Origin of the sequence: Parablautia sp. Marseille-Q6255 (genome assembly GCF_951230155.1) — a bacterium.
Classification (GTDB): domain Bacteria; phylum Bacillota; class Clostridia; order Lachnospirales; family Lachnospiraceae; genus Choladousia.
Map to the genome: position 1 here is coordinate 20,334 of NZ_CATNVD010000006.1, position 18,157 is coordinate 38,490.

Consider the following 18,157-nt stretch of genomic DNA (forward strand, 5'->3'; position numbering starts at 1 on the left):
TTTGCCGAGACCGAGAAAATGCAGAAAGGTATGTGAGCTTCCGCAGATCAGGGAGTTTCATCCGACAGGCGGAGGCCCCTGCGCAGCAGCTGTGATCATGACAGTGGATGAGTATGAAGCCATCCGCCTGATCGATCAGCAGGGGTTTTCGCAGGAGGAGTGCAGCACGTATATGCAGGTGGCAAGGACGACGGTCCAGATGATTTACAATTCTGCCAGAAAAAAGCTGGCGGCGGTGCTGGTAGAGGGACGTCCCCTGCGGATCGAGGGAGGAGATTATCAGATCTGCGATGGGGATGAAGCATATTACGGCTGCGGCGGCTGCAGGAGGCACCGGTGCGGCTGTCCAAGAGAAGCGATGGAGGTGGAAGAGTGAAAGTTGCAGTTCCATTAGATGAGAATCAGAAGGATGTATGTATTGTGCTGGCGCGTGCGCCTTACTTTCTGTTTTGTGAGGATGGAAGGGACATAGTTGTGGAGAATCCGGCGTCATCCGCACAGGGAGGCGCAGGGATACAGGCGGCGCAGTTTCTTTTAGACAGCGGCATCGACGCTCTGGTCACGGTGCGCTGCGGGCAGAATGCCGCCGAGGTATTTCAGGCGGCAGGCATCAAAATATGGAAATCCGCAAAGAAAGCCGCTGCGGATGATCTGGCCGCGCTGGAGGCGGGTGAGCTTGAGGAGCTTACGCATTTCCACGGCGGCTATCAGGGCGTACAATGAGGATCGCGTGTTTAAGCGGGAAAGGCGGCGCAGGAAAGACATTCGCTGCGGTCAACCTGGCTGCCGCGGCAGGAGAAGCCACGTACATTGACTGTGATGTGGAGGAGCCAAACGGGCGGCTGTTTTTAAAGCCTGAGAAGGTGACGGGGACGACGGTCTCCTGTCTGCTGCCGGATTTTGACAGTGAAAAATGTACCGGCTGCAAGAAATGCGTACAGTTTTGCCGCTTTCATGCTCTGATGTACGTCAGAGAAAAGCCGATGGTATTTTCCGAGGTCTGCCACAGCTGCGGCGGCTGCAGCCTGGTATGTCCGGAGGGTGCCATTACAGAAAAGGAAAAGCCAGTCGGCGTACTGGAGGTGGGGCAGTACAAAGATCTGCACGTCGTGACCGGTATCCTGAATCCGGGGGAGGCATCCGGCGTACCGGTGATCCGGGCGGCGCTCCAGAGGGCGCAGGGCGTGACGGTGATCGACTGTCCGCCAGGCAGCGCATGCAGTGTGATGGAGAGTGTCATGGACGCGGACTACTGTGTACTGATCGCAGAGCCAACTGCCTTTGGCTTTCACAATTTCAGGATGGTGTATGAACTCGTGACGCTGCTTGACAAAAAATGCGGCGTGCTCATCAATAAGCAGGATGCGCCGTACGAGCCTCTTGAGGAGTTTTGCAGAAGCGGGCATATTCCGGTGCTTGCAAGGATCGCATATGACCCGGAGATCGCGGCACTGACCGCAGACGGCAAGATAGCAGTGGAAAAGGATGCGGGAATACGCGAAGTCTTTTCAGATCTGCTTGTGCAGATCAGAGGACAGATCGGAGGTGCGCGATGAAACGGCTCCTGATTTTAAGTGGAAAAGGCGGTACAGGAAAGACGACGACAGCGGCAGCGTTTGTCGATTTCGCTCAGGCGAGAGCCGTAGCGGACTGTGACGTAGACGCTCCGAACCTGCATCTTGTGACGAAGCCAAAGACGGAGCCTGTCGTGACCGATTTCCTGGGCGGCGACAAGGCGGCGATTGATCCGGACAGATGCGTCGGATGCGGATTATGTAAGCAGCACTGCCGGTTTGATGCACTCACAGAAGAAGACGGTACGTACCGCGTCAACGAATACGCCTGCGAGGGCTGCGGCGTCTGTGCATACGTCTGTCCGCAGGATGCCGTCTCGCTGCACACAGATGTGGCAGGCAGGAGAGCGCTGTATCCCGGGGAATCCGTATTTTCGACGGCTTCCCTGAAAATGGGACGCGGTAATTCCGGCAAGCTTGTTACAGAAGTAAAGATGGCGCTGCTTAAAAATGCGCCGGATACTGATCTTGCGATCATAGACGGCTCGCCGGGCATCGGATGTCCCGTCATGGCGTCAGTGAGCGGTATGGATCTCGTGCTTGTCGTGGCGGAGCCGAGTCTTTCCGGTATCAGCGATCTCAAACGGCTCGTAAAGACGGCGCAGACGTTTCAGGCCAGGCTTGCGGTCTGCGTAAACAAATGGGATGTCAGCCCCGCGTGTACGCAGGAAATAGAGCGCTTTTGCGAGCAGGAGGGGCTGCCGTTTGCGGGAAGGATCCCGTATGATAAAAGCGCGTCAGCATGCGTAAATGAGGGCAGAAGTCTTGCGCAGACCGACTGTCCGGCGCGCGATGCGCTGAAAAATATCTATGATACGGCAATCAAATTGCTTTTTGATTACCAATAACATAACAAAATCGAAAGGAGAAAACGATTATGAAAATTGCAGTAGCAGCTATGGGCAACGCAGTTGCCGGACATTTTGGACACTGTGAGAACTTTATCTTTTTTGACACAGCAGACGGAAAGATCACGGCTGAGAAGTCCGTTCCAAATCCGGGACACCGTCCGGGATTTCTGCCGAACTTCCTGGCAGACAACGGAGCTGAGGTGATCATCTCCGGCGGCATGGGCGGCGGAGCCGTGGATATCTTCAACGAGCGCGGCGTGGAAGTCATCATCGGCATACAGGGCGATGCGAGAGAAGCCGTTGAGACGTATCTGCGCGGAGAGCTTGTTTCCACCGGTTCGATCTGCCACCATCATGAGCACGCAGACGAGTGCAAAGAGCATCACGAATAGAAAAAACGTATCAGAATGGCCTCATTGCTTCGGCAGTGGGGCTGTTTTTTAATTGCTGCAAAAGGCAGTATTTCATTCCTTATTGGAGGCTTCTGATGCCAACCGTGATCATTGTGATATAATCCTCCTCCTTTTTCAGCGACATTTCATTTAGCCCCTCCTCGTAGGCGTATCCGGTCAGCGCAAGCTGATGGCGGTCGGCGTAGGAGAGGATGGATTCGTAGATTTCGCGAAGACGCTCCCAGCCCCCAAAACAGAAAGCGCGCAGATAGGTACCTGCCGGACGGATCGTTTCATATTCGGCGACGTCCTCGCGGCCGTATGCAAAGAATGCGTCGTAGCGGTCAAAGTTCCCAAGTGTGAGCTGTTCGGTGGAAATCCGGCTTCCGAAGTTGTCGTAAAGGCCGAATAATTGCTTCAGACGCAGCGAAAAATCGGCGGCCACAGAGAAATCTGCCTCTTCGTATGTGCCTGAAATGGGTGCGGAGAGGAGGATGCGCGCAGCGGGGAGCGTGATCCTTTCGATCTTTCCGTGGACGGCCGACAGGCCGAGCTCCAGTTTGTCCAGTTTTTGCTGTAAAAAAGATTTTGCTTCGAGAAGCTGTTCGATAGATCTGTCGATCAGCTTCTTTTTTTCGTGCATGACCTCCGTAAAGGAGGTTTCGGAGGACGGATCGGTGTACGCTTTGATGTCTTCGAGCGAGAGTCCGATTTTGCGCAGGATCAGGATCAGCTCAAGCTGGATCGTCTGGAAGCAGCTATAATAGTGATATCCGTTTTCATCGGTCACCTCCGGACGGAAAAGCCCGATGTCATTATAATAGTGGAGCGTCCGTTTGTTGATATTGTTCTGTTTTGCAAATTCTCCGGTGGAGTATAGATATTTTTTTCGTTTTTCGTCTGCCATACATACCTCTGTTGATTTCTGCTGTTTTCTGCAAAAGAGATAGATTCCCTGTAGATTACGTTTTGTAAAAAACTGTGAAATTAAAAATATGATAAAAACTGCTTGACTGTACAGTTGCTGTACAGTATATGATACGCCACGTAAGAAGAAAAAACAAGATGCAAGAAAAGAGAGAGGACAGAATTTGCAAGGAGGATCTATATGAAAGTATTACAGATACAAAAAGAGCAGTGGGAGGAAGTAAAAGAGATTTATCTGGAGGCATTTCCGAAGCGGGAGCGCAAACCGTTTTCTTCTCTGCGGCGTGGCGTAAGGCGCGGGAAGGTACAGCTGCTGACTGCAGTGGAGGGGGATCAGGTTCTGGGCTTTACGGCGGTCATTCCGTACGAAAGCATGGTGATGGTCGATTATCTTGCCGTATCGGGAAAGATCCGCAGCAGGGGTACGGGCAGTGAGATTTTGCAGGAGGTATGCAGGATATTTGCGGATAAAAAGATCGTGCTGCTGATAGAAAAAGAGGATGCGCGGGCAGAAAACTGTCAGCAGAGGATCGCGCGCCGCAGATTTTATGTGAAAAACGGGTTTGCGTCTTCCGGGATTTTTACAGACGGGCAGAGCGGCGCGATGGAAATCATGACTTCTGGAGGCTCTGTCACGCCCGGGGAGTATCTGCGATTACAGAAATACGCGCTTGGAAGGCTGTTTTTCCGGCTTTCGAGAATCAGGATCACAAAGAAGGAAGGCGAATGACCATGCAGAAAATATTTTCCAGAATCAAATTAAATGCTCGGCAGGTGTCAGGTCTTACTGTGCTGGTGCTGTTATCGGCAGTGGGAGAAATGCTGCTGCCTTCGCTGCTTGCATGGATGATCAACAATGGGGTAGCGGATGCGCACAACCGGCTGATCCTGCTTACGGCAGCGGTGATGGCAGGGATTACAGTATTTGCCTGCCTTATCAATATCTGCTCCGTCCGGCTGGCCTCCCGCATTGCGACAGATTTTTCCGCAAAACTGCGCCAAACGGTTTTTGAAAAGGTACAGAGCCTTTCGAGTGCAGAGCTTGACCGGTTCGGAACGGCAAGTCTCGTGACGAGAAGCACTTCGGACGTCACGAATGTCCAGAACTTTCTGACGCTGCTGCTGCGTATCGGTATTCTTGCGCCGATGATGGCGGTTGCAGGACTCGTTTTCTCGGCGGCGACAGGCGGGCAGGTAAGCTTTGTGCTAACGGTGGCTATCCCGGTGCTGCTGATCGGAGTGGGTAGTATTGTAGTGATCGCATCGAAATATTCGATCAGGCTTAGAAAGAAACTCGACCAGATCAACCGGCTGTTTCTTGAGTCCTTAGAAGGTGTCCGGGTGATACGGGCGTTCAACCAGCAGGAAAAGGCGAGCGGACGGTTTGCGCAGGCGAACCGCGACTATACGCAGACAGCTATGACAGCAGGGAAGATCGGAAGCTTTCTGATGCCTGCGATCAATGTGATCTTTGGTGTGACGACGGCTGCTGTGCTTGGCATCGGGGCGTTTTATGTAAAGAGCGGCGCGATGGAGGTGGGCTCTCTCGTGGCGAACAGCCAGTATATCAGTATGGTGCTGATGTCGGTGATGATGCTTGCCATGGTGATCATGATGTTTCCGACTGCGTATGCGTGTGCCGGGCGGATCGCGGAGGTACTTGATACAGAAAGCAGTATACAGGACGGTGATTTTGAGGCGGAAAAACGTCCGCTTCGGTCTACCGTAGAGTTTCACCATGTGACATTTGCTTATCCAAATGCAGACGAGCCGATTTTAAAGGATGTAAGTTTTGTATCGCGGCCAGGAGAGGTGACGGCGATCATCGGAGGCACGGGACGCGGAAAATCAAGCATTCTGAAATTGATTCCCCGTCTGTACGATCCAATGTTCGGTACCGTCCTGATCGACGGAGTCGACGCAAAAAAATACCGCGTGGAAGAGCTTCGCGCACTGATCGGTTATGTGCCGCAGAAAAATGTGCTGTTTTCCGGCGATATTGCATCGAACTTAAATTTCGGTAAGGAAAGCGGCATGCGGGAGGAGTGGGAGCAGGCAGCTCAGATTGCATGCGCGGATGAGTTTATCGAAAAAAAGCCGGAGCAGTACCATGCGCCTGTTTCACAGGGCGGAACGAATTTTTCCGGAGGGCAGCGGCAGCGTATGGCGATCGCGAGGGCTTTGATGAGGCGGCCGGAAATCTATGTATTCGATGACAGCTTTTCGGCTCTCGATATGAAAACGGACCAGAAGCTTCGCAAGAATATCAGAGAGCATGCCGGGGATGCCACGGTGATCCTTGTAGCGCAGCGGATCAGCACGATCCTCGATGCGGACCGGATACTCGTTGTAGATGACGGACAGATCGTCGGTCAGGGCACGCATGGAGAACTTTTGCGCACCTGCCCTTTGTACCGCGAGATGGCAGAATTACAGCTTGGAAAGGAGGCGGTTTCTAAATGAAAAAGACGGCAGTATGCAGGCGGATGCTGCGATACCTGAAGGAGTACCGGCAGCGATTGTTTTTTGCTCTGGTTTTTGCGGCGATCAGCACGCTGTTTATGGTAATGGCGCCGTATTTGATCGGAAAGATCACGACAACTTTGTTTAACAGCATTCGCGACGGTGTATTTTACTGGGAGACGATCCTTTCCCTGACTGCCTCACTCGTGGCGCTGTACCTGATCTCACAGTTTTTCGCGCTGCTTCAGGGCTTTGGTATGGTAAAGATCACAGTGGGAGTCATGGAAAAGCTCAGAAGCGATATTGACGCCAAAATGCACCGCCTGAAACTGGATTATTACGATACACATACGCACGGCGACATCCTCAGCGTAATTACAAACGATGTCGATACGATCAACAATACGATCAGTCAGAATCTGACGTCGATCGTGACGCAGATGATCACTGCGGTCGGTATTTTGATCATGATGCTGCAGATCAGTCCAAGTCTGACGCTGATTCCGGTGATCCTTGTGCCGCTGTCTTTGCTCAGCGCGGCAGGCGTGATGAAGGCGAGCGGCTGCCACTACAGTCGTCAGCAGGAGCTGCTTGGCAGACTGAACGGTTATATTGAGGAGCTTTACAACGGTCAGCAGGTCGTACAGTCTTTTGGGTACGAAGAAAGAGCAGAATCACAGTTTGGAGAACTGAATGAGACGCTGCGCGACAGTTCCTGCAAGGCAGAGACGATGGCAGGAGCGATCAGCCCGATCACGACGCTCGTAAACGATGCAGGGTACGTACTCTGCGCCGCCATCGGCTGTATCCGCGCGATCGCAGGGACGATCACCGTGGGAAATGTGCAGGCGATGCTGGAATATGCGCGGAAATTTGCAGAGCCGTTTTCCTCTCTGGCAGGAATGGCGGGGAGCTTCGGCGCAGCAGCCGCAGCGGGAAGCCGTATTTTCTCTCTTCTGGATGCGCCGGAGGAGGTACCGGACGGCGAGCACTGTGTCGTTCCAAAGGATCACAGCGGAAATGTCGTATTTCGCAATGTGCAGTTCGGCTACAGCGCAGACCGCATGCTGATGAAGAATGTGAATGTGGAAGTTCGTTCGGGACAGAAGGCAGCTATCGTCGGACCGACCGGAGCGGGCAAAACAACGCTGATCAATCTGCTGATGCGTTTTTATGAGATAAACGGCGGTTCCATCTCGGTAGACGGTACCGATATCCGCGATATGACACGGGAGGAGCTGCGCGACCGCTTCGGCATGGTATTGCAGGATACGTGGCTCTTTGAGGGGACGATCGCAGAAAACATCGGATACGCAGACGATCAGATGAGTCGGGAAGAGATCGTTGCATCTGCGAAATCTGCATGTGCGCACAGTTTTATCAAAACGCTTCCGGGCGGCTATGATATGGTGCTTAATAAGGGAGCGGAAAATATCTCTCAGGGAGAGCGGCAGCTTCTGACGATCGCGCGTGCCCTCGCCTCCGATCCCGAGATTCTGATCCTCGACGAGGCGACAAGCAATGTCGATACACATACAGAGGCGCTGATCCAGAAAGCGATGCGAAAGCTGATGAAGGGACGAACGAGCTTCGTCATTGCCCACAGGCTCTCCACGATCCGCGATGCGGACATCATCCTGTACATGGAGGAAGGAAATATTCTGGAGACGGGAACGCATGAGGAGCTGATGGAGAAGAACGGGAAATACGCATCCTTGTATAGAAGTCAGTTTGCGTAAAGAGAGTTGGAAAAGCACTTTTAGGCGGTACTTATCATAAGATAAAATAAAACCGCTTAGAGGTGCTTTTTTGAAAACATTTAAAAAGCCGCTTTCTCCGGAAGAAGAGAAGTATTATCTGGCAAGATACAAAGAAGGGGATATTGAGGCCAGAAATCTGCTGATCGAGCACAATCTAAGGCTGGTTGCGCATGTTGCCAAGAAGTATCAGGCGCCGGAGCAGGATACGGATGATCTGATCTCTATTGGGATTATCGGTCTGATCAAGGCGGTGATGACCTTTGACAGTGAAAAGAACAACCGGCTCGCCACGTATGCCGCACGATGCATTGAAAATGAGCTGCTAATGATGTTCCGTTCACGTAAAAAGCTGACGCGGGAAGTTTCGATGTACGAGAAGATCGGAGTCGATCAGGAGGGGCGCGAGCTGAGACTGATGGATGTGCTGGAGAGTGAGCCGGTCGATATACTGGGCAATCTGGAGCTGCAAAAAAATATCTTTCTCCTGTATTCCTGTATGAAGGATGTATTAAGTGACAGAGAGCTTCTGGTAATCTGCGATCGCTATGGTCTGTACGGCAGACAGGAGAAAACACAAAGGGAGATTGCCTCTGAACTGGGTATCAGCCGTTCGTATGTGTCACGGCTGGAAAAAAAGGCCCTGGAAAAGCTGAGGGAGGCGCTTGGGGAGCGATCTGCAAAGCATACAGGGACAGAATACGAAAAGCGGTAAGCAGGAACAGGCAGTATCTTCCATGGAAAAGAGCAAGGAGACGGAAGAGACTGTCGGCAGATCGCTTTGCGTCAGCGTTGACATCATTCCTTCTGATTGGTATACTTGGCACAGATCACTGTGCGGGGGCATCCGATATGATTTATGTTTGTGAATACAAAAAAGCAGATAATAGAACAAAGCAGCAGGAACGCTGTCCATCGCTCAGGAACAGGGAACAGCAGACGGCGCGCCTGCTGCTGGATGCTGCCCTGAAGCAGGAGTTTGGCGTCTGTCTCCGGGATCTGGACTGGAAAACAGGAGCAAACGGCAAGCCGTATAGCGGAAAATATCCCCAGATACATTTTAATATCAGTCACTGCGCATGCGCATGTGCGTGCGCGGTGGGACTGCAGGAGGTGGGGGTGGATATTGAGCGGTTGTTTGATTACAGAGACGGGCTTGCAAAAAAGGTAAGTCATGAGACAGAGGTTGCAGTATTGCAGCATATGACAGAAGCACAGCGGGAATGTCAGCTTCGATATCTCTGGTCACTCAAGGAGAGCTTTGTGAAATGGAATGGGAGAGGACTCGGATACGGTGTAGACCGCATTTCCTTTGCGCAGCAGCTCCCGTTTATGCCGGAAGACGGGCAGAGCCTTATATTTGACTGGAAGCAGCCAGATACCTGTACGAAATCCCGGCTGAAATTTCTGCTCTGGCGGGGGGCGGCGTATACGCTTTGTGCGTGTGCGGAAACATTTGACTTGACAGTAAAATACATACAGGAAGAGGAGTTACACGATGGGAAGACTGACGAAGCAGGGATTTAAGGAGCTGGTACAGCAGGGAACCGTGCTGCTTGACGGAGCGACGGGCTCGAATCTGAGAAATGCAGGCATGCCGGTGGGGATATGCGCAGAGCAGTGGATCCTGGAGCATCCTGAGGTGATGAAGGAACTGCAGCGCGCTTACGTCGAGGCAGGCAGCCAGATCCTCTATGCGCCGACTTTTTCGGGAAACAGGATTTCGCTTGCGCTGCATGGACTGCAGGAGCGACTGACGGGGCTGAATACAAAGCTTGTAGAGCTGTCGCAGGAAGCATCCGGGGGGAGGGCATATGTGGCAGGCGATATGACGACGACCGGAAAGCTGCTGGAGCCGCGCGGAGATATTTCTTATCAGGAGCTGTATGAGGTATATCAGGAACAGGCGCGTGTACTGATAAGTGCAGGCGTGGATCTGATCGTGGCGGAGACGATGATGAATGTAGATGAGACGGTCGTGCTGCTTGATGCAGTACAGTCAGTTGCCCAGATTCCTGTGATGTGCACGCTGACTGTGGAAGCCGATGGTAGCGCGCTGTATGGAGGCAGTGCAGTAGAGGCTGTGGAGACGCTGCAGGAGATGGGGGCAGATGCAGTCGGGATCAACTGCTCTGTCGGACCGGATCAGCTGGAAGCTGTCGTAGCTTCGATGTACCGCGCGGCGCGCATTCCCGTGATCGCCAAGCCGAATGCCGGGATCCCGGTTATGGATGAGCACGGACAGGCGCATTACAGTATGGGACCGGAGCAGTTTGCTGTTTCTATGAAACGGCTTGTAGAGAACGGTGCGCGTATCGTTGGAGGCTGCTGCGGCACGACGCCGGAGTATATCAGTCTGCTGGCGCAGACGCTGCGCCGATAAGTGACGGCAGATTCTTTACGCAGAAAAGACAGAAAAGGCTGGAAAAATTTCCGGTAAAGGCTTTTTCGTGCGGTTTAGCAAAAGGAGGAAAGATGATATGAAATACAGTTGGATCTTTTTTGACCTGGATGGGACGCTTGCGCAGTCCGGCCAGGGAATCATGAACTCAGTAAAATATGCGCTTCGCAAAATGGGAAAGCCAGAGCTTCCGGAAGAGACGCTGCGCCGGTTTATCGGGCCGCCGCTTTCGGACTCCTTTGTGAGATTCTGCGGCTGTACGCCAGAAGAGGCGAAGCGGGGGATCTCGCTTTACCGCGAATATTATTCGGCGGGAGGCCTGTTTGAAGGCGAGCTGTATCCCGGCGTGGAGGATATGCTGCGCACCTTAAAGGAGGCGGGCTTCCGACTGGCGATCGCTACCTCAAAGCCGGAAATCTTTTCGGTACAGGTCGTAGAGCATTTTCATCTTACTCCGTATTTTGAAGCAGTCTGCGGGGCAACGGTGGATGAAACGCGTGAGAAGAAAAGCGCTGTCATTTCGTATGCGCTTCGGACGCTTGGGATCACGCAGGAGCAGAAGGCATCTGTGCTGATGGTCGGCGACCGTGAACACGATATTCTGGGCGCGAAGGAGAACGGCCTTGACAGTATGGGTGTGCTGTATGGCTACGGTTCGAGGGAAGAACTCAGTGAAGCGGGGGCAGACTATATTGTTGAGACGGCATCTGAGGCGGCTGAAAAGATATGCATGCTGTAAGTTTTTCTGCTGCGGCAGAAAAATAAAAGATAAGGCAGGATTTTCCTGAAAATAATATCCCCCCGGGTGGCTTGCGGAGCATTTTTTCCTGTGATATAGTTAAAAATGTGACAAAGTTCAGTGAGATTACAGGTGGATGCATACGTCTGTTTGGTTTTGTCATAGCAAAAGAAAATACCGGGAGGACAAACGTATGAAAAGAAAATTTGCGGCAATCGTATGTGCTGCTGCGGTGCTTTGCGGCAGTATTTCAGGAGTATCTGCAAAGGCTTCCGAACAGGATGCGGCGCAGAAGAGCGAAGTAGTAGTGACGATGACGGCGGCGTCAGAGCCTGCATCGGGATTTGATCCGGCGTACGGCTGGGGAGCCGGGGAGCATGTCCATGAGCCGCTGATCCAGAGTACGCTGCTTGTGACAAATCCAGATCTGACGATCGGGATGGATCTGGCGACGGAATATTCCGTATCTGAGGACGGACTGACCTGGACGGTGAAGATCCGCGACGATGTGAAGTTCACAGACGGAGAGCCGCTGACTGCTTCTGATGTGGCATTTACTTATAATAATTGCAAGGAAAATAGCTCTGTCAATGACTTTACGATGCTTGAGTCGGCAGAGGCAGTAGATGATACGACAGTCGTATTCCACATGACCAGACCGTTTTCTCCGTGGCCGTACACCATGGCGATCACGGGGATCGTGCCGGAGCACGCATATGATGAGAACTATGGGATGAATCCGATCGGCTCCGGGCGCTATATGCTTGCCCAGTGGGACCAGGGACAGCAGATCATCCTGGAGGCAAATCCGGATTATTATGGAGAAGAAGTAAAAATGAAAAAGGTGACGGTCCTGTTTATGGATGAGGAGGCATCTTTGGCAGCAGCGATGTCAGGAGATGCGGATGTTTCCTATACAGCGTCTACCTTTGCGGATATGACGCTGGAGGGCTACAGCCTGCTTGTGGCAGAGAGTGTGGACAATCGCGGCATCAATCTTCCGACGATCCCCGAGGAGGAACGCGATGGTCTGGTGATCGGAAATGACGTGCTCAGTGATATTGCCGTGCGGCGCGCGATCAATATCGGGATTGACCGGGAAAAAATGATTGAAAATGTACTTGGCGGCTACGGAACTCCGGCATACAGTGTCTGCGACCAGATGCCATGGTATAATGAAGCATCTGAGGTTTCATACGACCCGGAGGCGGCAAAGGCGCTTCTGGACGAAGCTGGATGGAAGACGGGGGATGACGGCATCCGCGAGAAGGATGGCGTGCGCGCCGCATTTACGATCCTGTATCATCCGTCTGATTCTGTGCGCCAGGCGCTTGCGGAGGACATGGCAAATCAGCTCGGACAGCTTGGCATTGAGGTGACGACAGAGGCTGCCGGATGGGATGTTGCGTACGATAAGGCACAGTCACAGCCGCTGATGTGGGGCTGGGGCGCACATTCTCCGATGGAGCTTTACAATATCTATCATACAGCTCCCGAAAGCGATCTGGCAGAATATTCCCCGTATGCCAATGAGACGGTAGATCAGTATATGGATGAGGCGCTTTCTACTTCTGATCTGGAGCAGTCCTATGAGCTGTGGCAGAAGGCACAGTTTGACGGAGAGACCGGAGTGACGCAGGACGGTGACTGTTCCTGGATCTGGCTGTGCAATGTGAGCCATCTCTATTTTGTAAAGGATGGCCTTCAGGTAGCAGAGCAGAAAATACATCCGCACGGACACGGCTGGTCGATCGTAAACAATGTTGATCAGTGGGAGTGGACAGAGTAAGCATATTGATCACTGGATGTGATCGGACAAAGATACTTTGCAGTATGACTGCATGATGGGAGGAAAAGAGAGGCTGCTGCAGCGTGAGTGCATCGGAAGAAGCATTTTGCAACAGCCTCTTTAAAAACGTATTTTGAAGCAGTATGGGATATTAATAGGAAAGAACATAATACGGATGGTGTTTTTGCTGGTGGCAGTCAGCATTGTGTCATTTATACTGATGACCATGTCACCGGTCGATCCACTTCAGGCAAATGTCGGTCAGGCGGCGCTTGGCTCGATGAGCCAGGAACAGATTGAGAAGCTGGAAGCCTACTGGGGCGTGGACGAGCCTCCGCTTAAGCGGTATCTGGCATGGGCGAAGGATTTTGTCAGAGGAGACTTTGGAATGTCGCTGCAGTATCGGCAGCCTGTTTCAAAGGTGATCGCAGTCAAGCTTGGCAATTCTCTGTTTTTAATGGTGACAGCATGGATCCTTTCCGGCGTCATTGGTTTCATCCTTGGCGTGGCAGCCGGGGTGTTCCGCGGCCGTCTGCCTGACCGGCTGATCAAGGGCTACTGTGTCGTGATCTCCAGCACACCGGCTTTCTGGCTGGCGCTTCTTTTGCTGATGATTTTTGGCGTGTGGCTCAAAGTGCTCCCCATCGGTCTGAGTGTGCCGATCGGGCTGGAGGCGTCTGGCGTGACATTTCTGGACCGGCTGCGCCATGCGATCCTTCCGGCACTCACACTCTCGATTACAGGTATTTCTAATATCGCGCTCCATACACGTGAAAAAATGATCGACGTGATGGAGAGCGATTATGTGCTGTTCGCGCGGGCGCGTGGTGAGAGCACGTGGCAGATCGTAAGAAGGCATGCGCTTAGAAATGTGCTGCTTCCGGCGATCACGCTGCAGTTTGCATCGATCAGTGAAATATTTGGAGGCTCTGTGCTCGTAGAGCAGGTATTTTCTTATTCTGGTATGGGACAGGCGGCAGTGACGGCAGGACTTGGAAGCGATATGCCGCTTTTGATGGCGATCACGATCGTGAGCGCTGTGTTTGTGTTTGGCGGCAACCTGATTGCAAATATCCTCTACGGAATAGTAGATCCGAGGATCCGAAGAGGAGGTAACAGGAAATGAAACAGTGGAACAGAAGAAAGGCAACGGTGCTTATTTTAGTGATTTCGATCCTGTTTCTGGTCACTGTTGCCGCAGCAGGCAGTCAGTGCTCGGATGCGGCTCGGGCGACAGATTTCTCACGGAAGAATCTGCTGCCATGTCTGGAATATCCGTTTGGCACAGACTGGATGGGGCGCGATATGTTTGCCCGGACATTAAAAGGACTTTCCCTGAGTATCCTGATCGGTGTGCTTGCAGCGGCGATCAGTGCAGTGATCGCACTGGTGCTGGGCATCTGTGCGGCAACGCTTGGACGGCGGGCGGATGGAGTGATCACCTGGGTCATTGATCTGATCATGGGGATCCCGCATATGCTTTTGCTGATCCTGATCTCTGTGGCAGCAGGACGGGGCTTAAAAGGTGTGATCATCGGCGTGGCGTTTACACACTGGACCTCCCTTGCACGGCTGATCCGGGCAGAGGTAATGCAGTTAAAAGAAAGTCCGTATGTAAAGATTGCCGGAAAGCTGGGCAAGGGAAAGTGGTATGTGGCATACCGTCATATCCTTCCGCATCTGCTGCCGCAGTTTGCGGTCGGCCTGGTACTGATGTTTCCGCACGCGATCCTTCATGAGGCGAGTATCACATTCCTTGGCTTTGGTCTGACGAGCGAGCAGCCTGCGATCGGCATTATTCTTTCGGAGAGTATGAAATATCTTGTGCTCGGGAAATGGTGGCTTGCGCTGTTCCCGGGACTGGCACTTGTAGTAACTGTTATCATGTTTTATCTGCTTGGGGAAAATCTGCGCAGGCTGATTGATCCGAACAGTGCGCATGAATAAGTCACATAGTGCACATGAATGAGGCACAACAGCTGCAATGAGACGGTTGTGGATAGGAGCGTATGATTTTGGAAAAAAAGTTGCCCCCGATATTGGAAATAAGGGGATTACAGATATCATTTAAACAGTATGAAAAGGGATTTTCTCAGACAGAGCTTGAGGTGATCCGGGACCTGGATGTGTGCGTCCCTGCCGGGGAGATCGTGGCAGTGGTCGGTTCAAGCGGATCGGGAAAGAGTCTGCTTGCACATGCAGTGCTCGGCATCCTGCCGTACAATGCTTCCGTAAAAGGAGAAATCCTCTATGACGGGGAAGCGCTTACAGAAAAAAGAGTAAAAAGGCTCCGCGGTGATGAGATCGTCCTTGTACCGCAGAGCACCGCGTATCTGGATCCTTTGATGAAGACAGGAGTCCAGATACGAAAAGGTAAAAAGGATGCGGCCTCAAAGGAAAGGCTGCATCAGATTTTTCGCGAGTATGAGCTGAAGCAGGAAGTGGAGGAGCAGTATCCCTTTGAGCTGTCCGGAGGTATGACGCGCCGCATTATGAATGCAACGGCTTTGATGGGGCATCCGCGTCTGGTGATCGCAGACGAGCCGACGCCGGGGCTTCATATTTCTGTTACACGGCGGGCAATGGAGCACTTCAGAGAGCTGGCAGATATGGGAGCAGGCGTACTGCTGATCACGCATGACCTGGAGCTGGCAGTCGAGACGGCAGATCGCATCGCTGTATTTTATGCAGGCTCTACACTTGAGGAAGTTCCTGCTTTAGCTTTTCAGTCGTGCGATACGCTGCATCATCCGTATTCCAGAGCATTATGGAATGCGATGCCAAAGCATGGTTTTCAGCCGATCCCCGGCACACAGCCGTATGCCAGAGAAATGCCTCAGGGATGTCCATTTGGACCGCGCTGTCCAAAGTACACACAGGAATGCAGCGAAAAGATTCCCTGGCGTCAGACCGGGGACGGACGGGTACGATGTATCCATGCAGAGGAAGCACAGTAAGATACCGTGAACAAAAAAATCACCGGAAATGGCAGCGAGGATTACAGTTTGCGGGATATGGCAGGAAAGTGAGTGACAGACATGATATTACAGGCAAAGAACGTTTCATTTCAATACAAAGAGAACGCGCCACTGGTGCTCCAGAACATATCATTTGAAGTAAAAGAAGGGGAGCGTGTCGGACTGCGCGGCAAGAGCGGGATTGGAAAGACAACGCTCTGCCGGCTTCTGGCAGGATATGAGAAGCCGCACAGCGGCGAAGTCCTTCTGGATGGCAGGCCAGTGACAGAGTATCGCGGCTACTGTCCTGTGCAGATGGTCTGGCAGCACCCCGAACAGGCAGTCAATCCGCGCAGGCGGATGTATACGGTACTCGAAGAGGGGGATGGCATCCCCCAGGAGATGACCGCAAAGCTCGGGATCGAGGAGGCGTGGAAGCAGCGCTTTCCCGCAGAGCTTTCAGGAGGAGAGCTGCAGCGCTTCTGTATTGCGCGTGCGCTGGGAAAAAGAACGAGGATCCTTCTGGCAGACGAGATCAGTACCATGCTGGATCTGATCACACAGAGCCAGATCTGGACGTTCCTGCTGGAGGAAGCGAAGCGCAGAAACCTCGGCATGGTCGTTGTGAGTCACAGTGATGACCTGCTTGACCGGATATGTACGAGGATTGTGGAGATCGGTTGAGAAAAAGATTGGTTTCAGAATAAAATTTCCCATTTATATTAAAAAATGATCGGTAAACAATCGCTACTTTCATTTACTGTCGTAATAATGAAATGATGAAAGCAGCCGAAGTACTTGTGGGGATCGTGATAGGTCTGTTAGGAGTATATTTGTTTCTTTCCAGTGGTCAGGACGTATTCTGAATAAGATCACAGTCAAAATGTACACAAATGACAAGAAAACAAGTGATAAAATAGATAGTTTTATGTTATTGGATGAAAAAACAGTGTGAAAAAAATAAAAATATACAAAAATAGTGATTGACAGGCAAGCGAAATAGTGATACTCTGTAGTTAGATTAATTAATAACATCACAGGAGAAAAGATGTCTTCAATAAGAGTACAGCATCAGGCAGGATTAAAATCAAATAATTGCAGAATCGTTCTTCGCTTGCTGAGGGACAATCGTCATAAGATGATTTCGCGGGCGGATCTGGCTAAAGAGACAGAAATGAGTCCGACCAGTATCACACGTTTGATCCGACAGCTGCTGGATCTGGATCTGGTATGCCAGAATGAAGCTTTTTCAAAAGGAACAGGCGTGGGGCGTAATGGTATTCAGGTCAGCATTAATCCTGACGCATTTTATAGTATGGGACTGTCAATCGACAGTGACTATGTAAAAGTGTGTATTATCAATTGCGTAGATGAGGTTTTGGCGGAAACTGAGGAGGCGTTAGAAGAACGCTATTACGATCCTGCAGAGTTGCTTAAAAAGGCAAAAGATATGCTGGATCATCTGATTTTGCGCTATCATATCAGGAGAGATAAGGTACAGGCACTTGGCGTAGCATGTGTAGGAAATGTTGATCACGTCAGAGGTTACAGCCATTTTGCATCTCAGATGGGATGGCATGATGTGGATCTTGCATTGCTTGTGTATCAGGTTTTTGGCATGGATGCATGTATTGACAACGATGTGAAGATGGCATTGATCGGTGCAACGTATCAGTTCGCACATATGCGGAATTCAGACAGCGTATATGTATCCATTGGGGCAGGGGTCGGAGCTTCTATTATGTATGATGGAAAGATGGTACGTGGACGAAACAACGCTGTTGGGGAAGTAGGACATACTCATTTTGCAGATGAAGGCCGTCAGTGTGTCTGTGGTAGAAAGGATTGTGCTTATACTTATATCTCAACCCCGGCGTTATTGGAAATGTGCAAAAAGTGTGGGCACCCGATGGACAACTTGGAAGCCCTGGCAAAAGCGATTGATGCAGGAGAAGGATGGACAAGACCAATTATAGATCAGTATACAAAATATCTTTCTATATTTATTGCCGACATGGTTTATATTTATAATCCAGAGTACTTGCTGGTAGGAGGGGAACTGATCACATCACATCCAGTGTTTTTTGAGCAGATGCAGAGTAAAGTACAGGAAAGCATCATACATGATAATCTGGCGTCAAAAGTTGTAATAAAGAAAAGAGAGCTGAAGAACAATGCTGCACTCGGGGCAGCGTGCGCCGCAAATGAGCAGCATGTGCTTCAGATTATCGAATCATATGAATAATTATAGAGTTTAATGAATTTGTGTGTGGCATCTTCATTAGCTTGAGGCTGAGCTACATATCA

Annotated in this window: 19 protein-coding genes; 18 read left to right on the plus strand and 1 reads right to left on the minus strand. The window is 51.5% G+C overall.

Annotation, left to right across the window (positions count from 1 at the left end; all coding sequences use genetic code 11):
- Window position 1: 1 nt before the first annotated feature.
- Genes QOX44_RS05640 through QOX44_RS05660 form a run of 5 tightly spaced genes read left to right on the plus strand, consistent with a single transcriptional unit; the run spans window position 2 to window position 2,817 of the window.
- Complete coding sequence (locus QOX44_RS05640; RefSeq protein WP_283681981.1) at window positions 2-376, plus strand: DUF134 domain-containing protein; 375 nt, start codon at window positions 2-4, stop codon at window positions 374-376.
- Window positions 373-723 (plus strand): NifB/NifX family molybdenum-iron cluster-binding protein, encoded by a 351-nt coding sequence (locus QOX44_RS05645; protein WP_283681984.1) that lies wholly within the window; start codon window positions 373-375, stop codon window positions 721-723. Before QOX44_RS05640 ends, QOX44_RS05645 begins: the two co-directional genes overlap by 4 nt.
- Complete coding sequence (locus QOX44_RS05650) at window positions 720-1,556, plus strand: 4Fe-4S binding protein (protein WP_283681985.1); 837 nt, start codon at window positions 720-722, stop codon at window positions 1,554-1,556. The genes QOX44_RS05645 and QOX44_RS05650 overlap by 4 nt, the downstream gene beginning before the upstream one ends.
- Window positions 1,553-2,422 carry a nucleotide-binding protein gene (locus QOX44_RS05655; protein ID WP_283681987.1) on the plus strand — a complete coding sequence of 290 codons (870 nt, stop codon included), beginning with the start codon at window positions 1,553-1,555 and terminating at the stop codon, window positions 2,420-2,422. Before QOX44_RS05650 ends, QOX44_RS05655 begins: the two co-directional genes overlap by 4 nt.
- A gap of 29 nt (window positions 2,423-2,451) precedes the next feature.
- Window positions 2,452-2,817 (plus strand): NifB/NifX family molybdenum-iron cluster-binding protein, encoded by a 366-nt coding sequence (locus tag QOX44_RS05660; protein WP_331488332.1) that lies wholly within the window; start codon window positions 2,452-2,454, stop codon window positions 2,815-2,817.
- 79 nt (window positions 2,818-2,896) lie between these two features.
- Here QOX44_RS05660 and QOX44_RS05665 read toward each other — a convergent pair whose 3' ends face one another.
- The gene (locus QOX44_RS05665) at window positions 2,897-3,724 is read right to left on the minus strand and encodes a MerR family transcriptional regulator (protein ID WP_283681989.1); all 828 of its coding nucleotides are present in this window, start codon (window positions 3,722-3,724) and stop codon (window positions 2,897-2,899) included.
- Window positions 3,725-3,925: 201 nt separating this feature from the next.
- On the opposite strand from QOX44_RS05665, the gene QOX44_RS05670 reads away from it, so the two are divergent.
- From QOX44_RS05670 to QOX44_RS05730, 13 genes are all read left to right on the plus strand, one after another.
- Complete coding sequence (locus QOX44_RS05670; RefSeq protein ID WP_283681990.1) at window positions 3,926-4,474, plus strand: GNAT family N-acetyltransferase; 549 nt, start codon at window positions 3,926-3,928, stop codon at window positions 4,472-4,474.
- A gap of 2 nt (window positions 4,475-4,476) precedes the next feature.
- A complete protein-coding gene (locus QOX44_RS05675) occupies window positions 4,477-6,207 on the plus strand; it encodes an ABC transporter ATP-binding protein (protein ID WP_283681992.1) in 1,731 nt (576 codons plus the stop codon).
- Window positions 6,204-7,946, plus strand: a complete 1,743-nt coding sequence (locus tag QOX44_RS05680; protein WP_283681994.1) for an ABC transporter ATP-binding protein — start codon at window positions 6,204-6,206, stop codon at window positions 7,944-7,946. Before QOX44_RS05675 ends, QOX44_RS05680 begins: the two co-directional genes overlap by 4 nt.
- Window positions 7,947-8,016: 70 nt before the next feature.
- Window positions 8,017-8,679 (plus strand): RNA polymerase sporulation sigma factor SigK, encoded by a 663-nt coding sequence (sigK, locus tag QOX44_RS05685; RefSeq protein WP_283681996.1) that lies wholly within the window; start codon window positions 8,017-8,019, stop codon window positions 8,677-8,679.
- A gap of 137 nt (window positions 8,680-8,816) precedes the next feature.
- Window positions 8,817-9,491, plus strand: a complete 675-nt coding sequence (locus QOX44_RS05690) for a 4'-phosphopantetheinyl transferase family protein (RefSeq protein ID WP_283681997.1) — start codon at window positions 8,817-8,819, stop codon at window positions 9,489-9,491.
- The gene (locus QOX44_RS05695; protein WP_331488333.1) at window positions 9,463-10,347 is read left to right on the plus strand and encodes a homocysteine S-methyltransferase family protein; all 885 of its coding nucleotides are present in this window, start codon (window positions 9,463-9,465) and stop codon (window positions 10,345-10,347) included. The genes QOX44_RS05690 and QOX44_RS05695 overlap by 29 nt, the downstream gene beginning before the upstream one ends.
- A 97-nt stretch (window positions 10,348-10,444) precedes the next feature.
- Window positions 10,445-11,104, plus strand: coding sequence for an HAD family hydrolase (locus QOX44_RS05700; protein WP_283681999.1), 660 nt, complete (start codon window positions 10,445-10,447; stop codon window positions 11,102-11,104).
- 193 nt (window positions 11,105-11,297) lie between these two features.
- Window positions 11,298-12,893, plus strand: a complete 1,596-nt coding sequence (locus QOX44_RS05705) for an ABC transporter substrate-binding protein (RefSeq protein ID WP_283682000.1) — start codon at window positions 11,298-11,300, stop codon at window positions 12,891-12,893.
- Between the two features lie 175 nt (window positions 12,894-13,068).
- A complete protein-coding gene (locus tag QOX44_RS05710; protein WP_331488334.1) occupies window positions 13,069-14,019 on the plus strand; it encodes an ABC transporter permease in 951 nt (316 codons plus the stop codon).
- Window positions 14,016-14,840, plus strand: a complete 825-nt coding sequence (locus QOX44_RS05715) for an ABC transporter permease (RefSeq protein WP_283682001.1) — start codon at window positions 14,016-14,018, stop codon at window positions 14,838-14,840. Before QOX44_RS05710 ends, QOX44_RS05715 begins: the two co-directional genes overlap by 4 nt.
- Before the next feature lie 68 nt (window positions 14,841-14,908).
- Complete coding sequence (locus QOX44_RS05720) at window positions 14,909-15,850, plus strand: ABC transporter ATP-binding protein (RefSeq protein ID WP_283682003.1); 942 nt, start codon at window positions 14,909-14,911, stop codon at window positions 15,848-15,850.
- A gap of 81 nt (window positions 15,851-15,931) precedes the next feature.
- On the plus strand, window positions 15,932-16,534 hold the full coding sequence (locus QOX44_RS05725; protein ID WP_283682174.1) for an ABC transporter ATP-binding protein: 603 nt from the start codon (window positions 15,932-15,934) through the stop codon (window positions 16,532-16,534).
- Between the two features lie 364 nt (window positions 16,535-16,898).
- Complete coding sequence (locus QOX44_RS05730) at window positions 16,899-18,095, plus strand: ROK family transcriptional regulator (protein WP_283682005.1); 1,197 nt, start codon at window positions 16,899-16,901, stop codon at window positions 18,093-18,095.
- Window positions 18,096-18,157 lie beyond the last annotated feature (62 nt).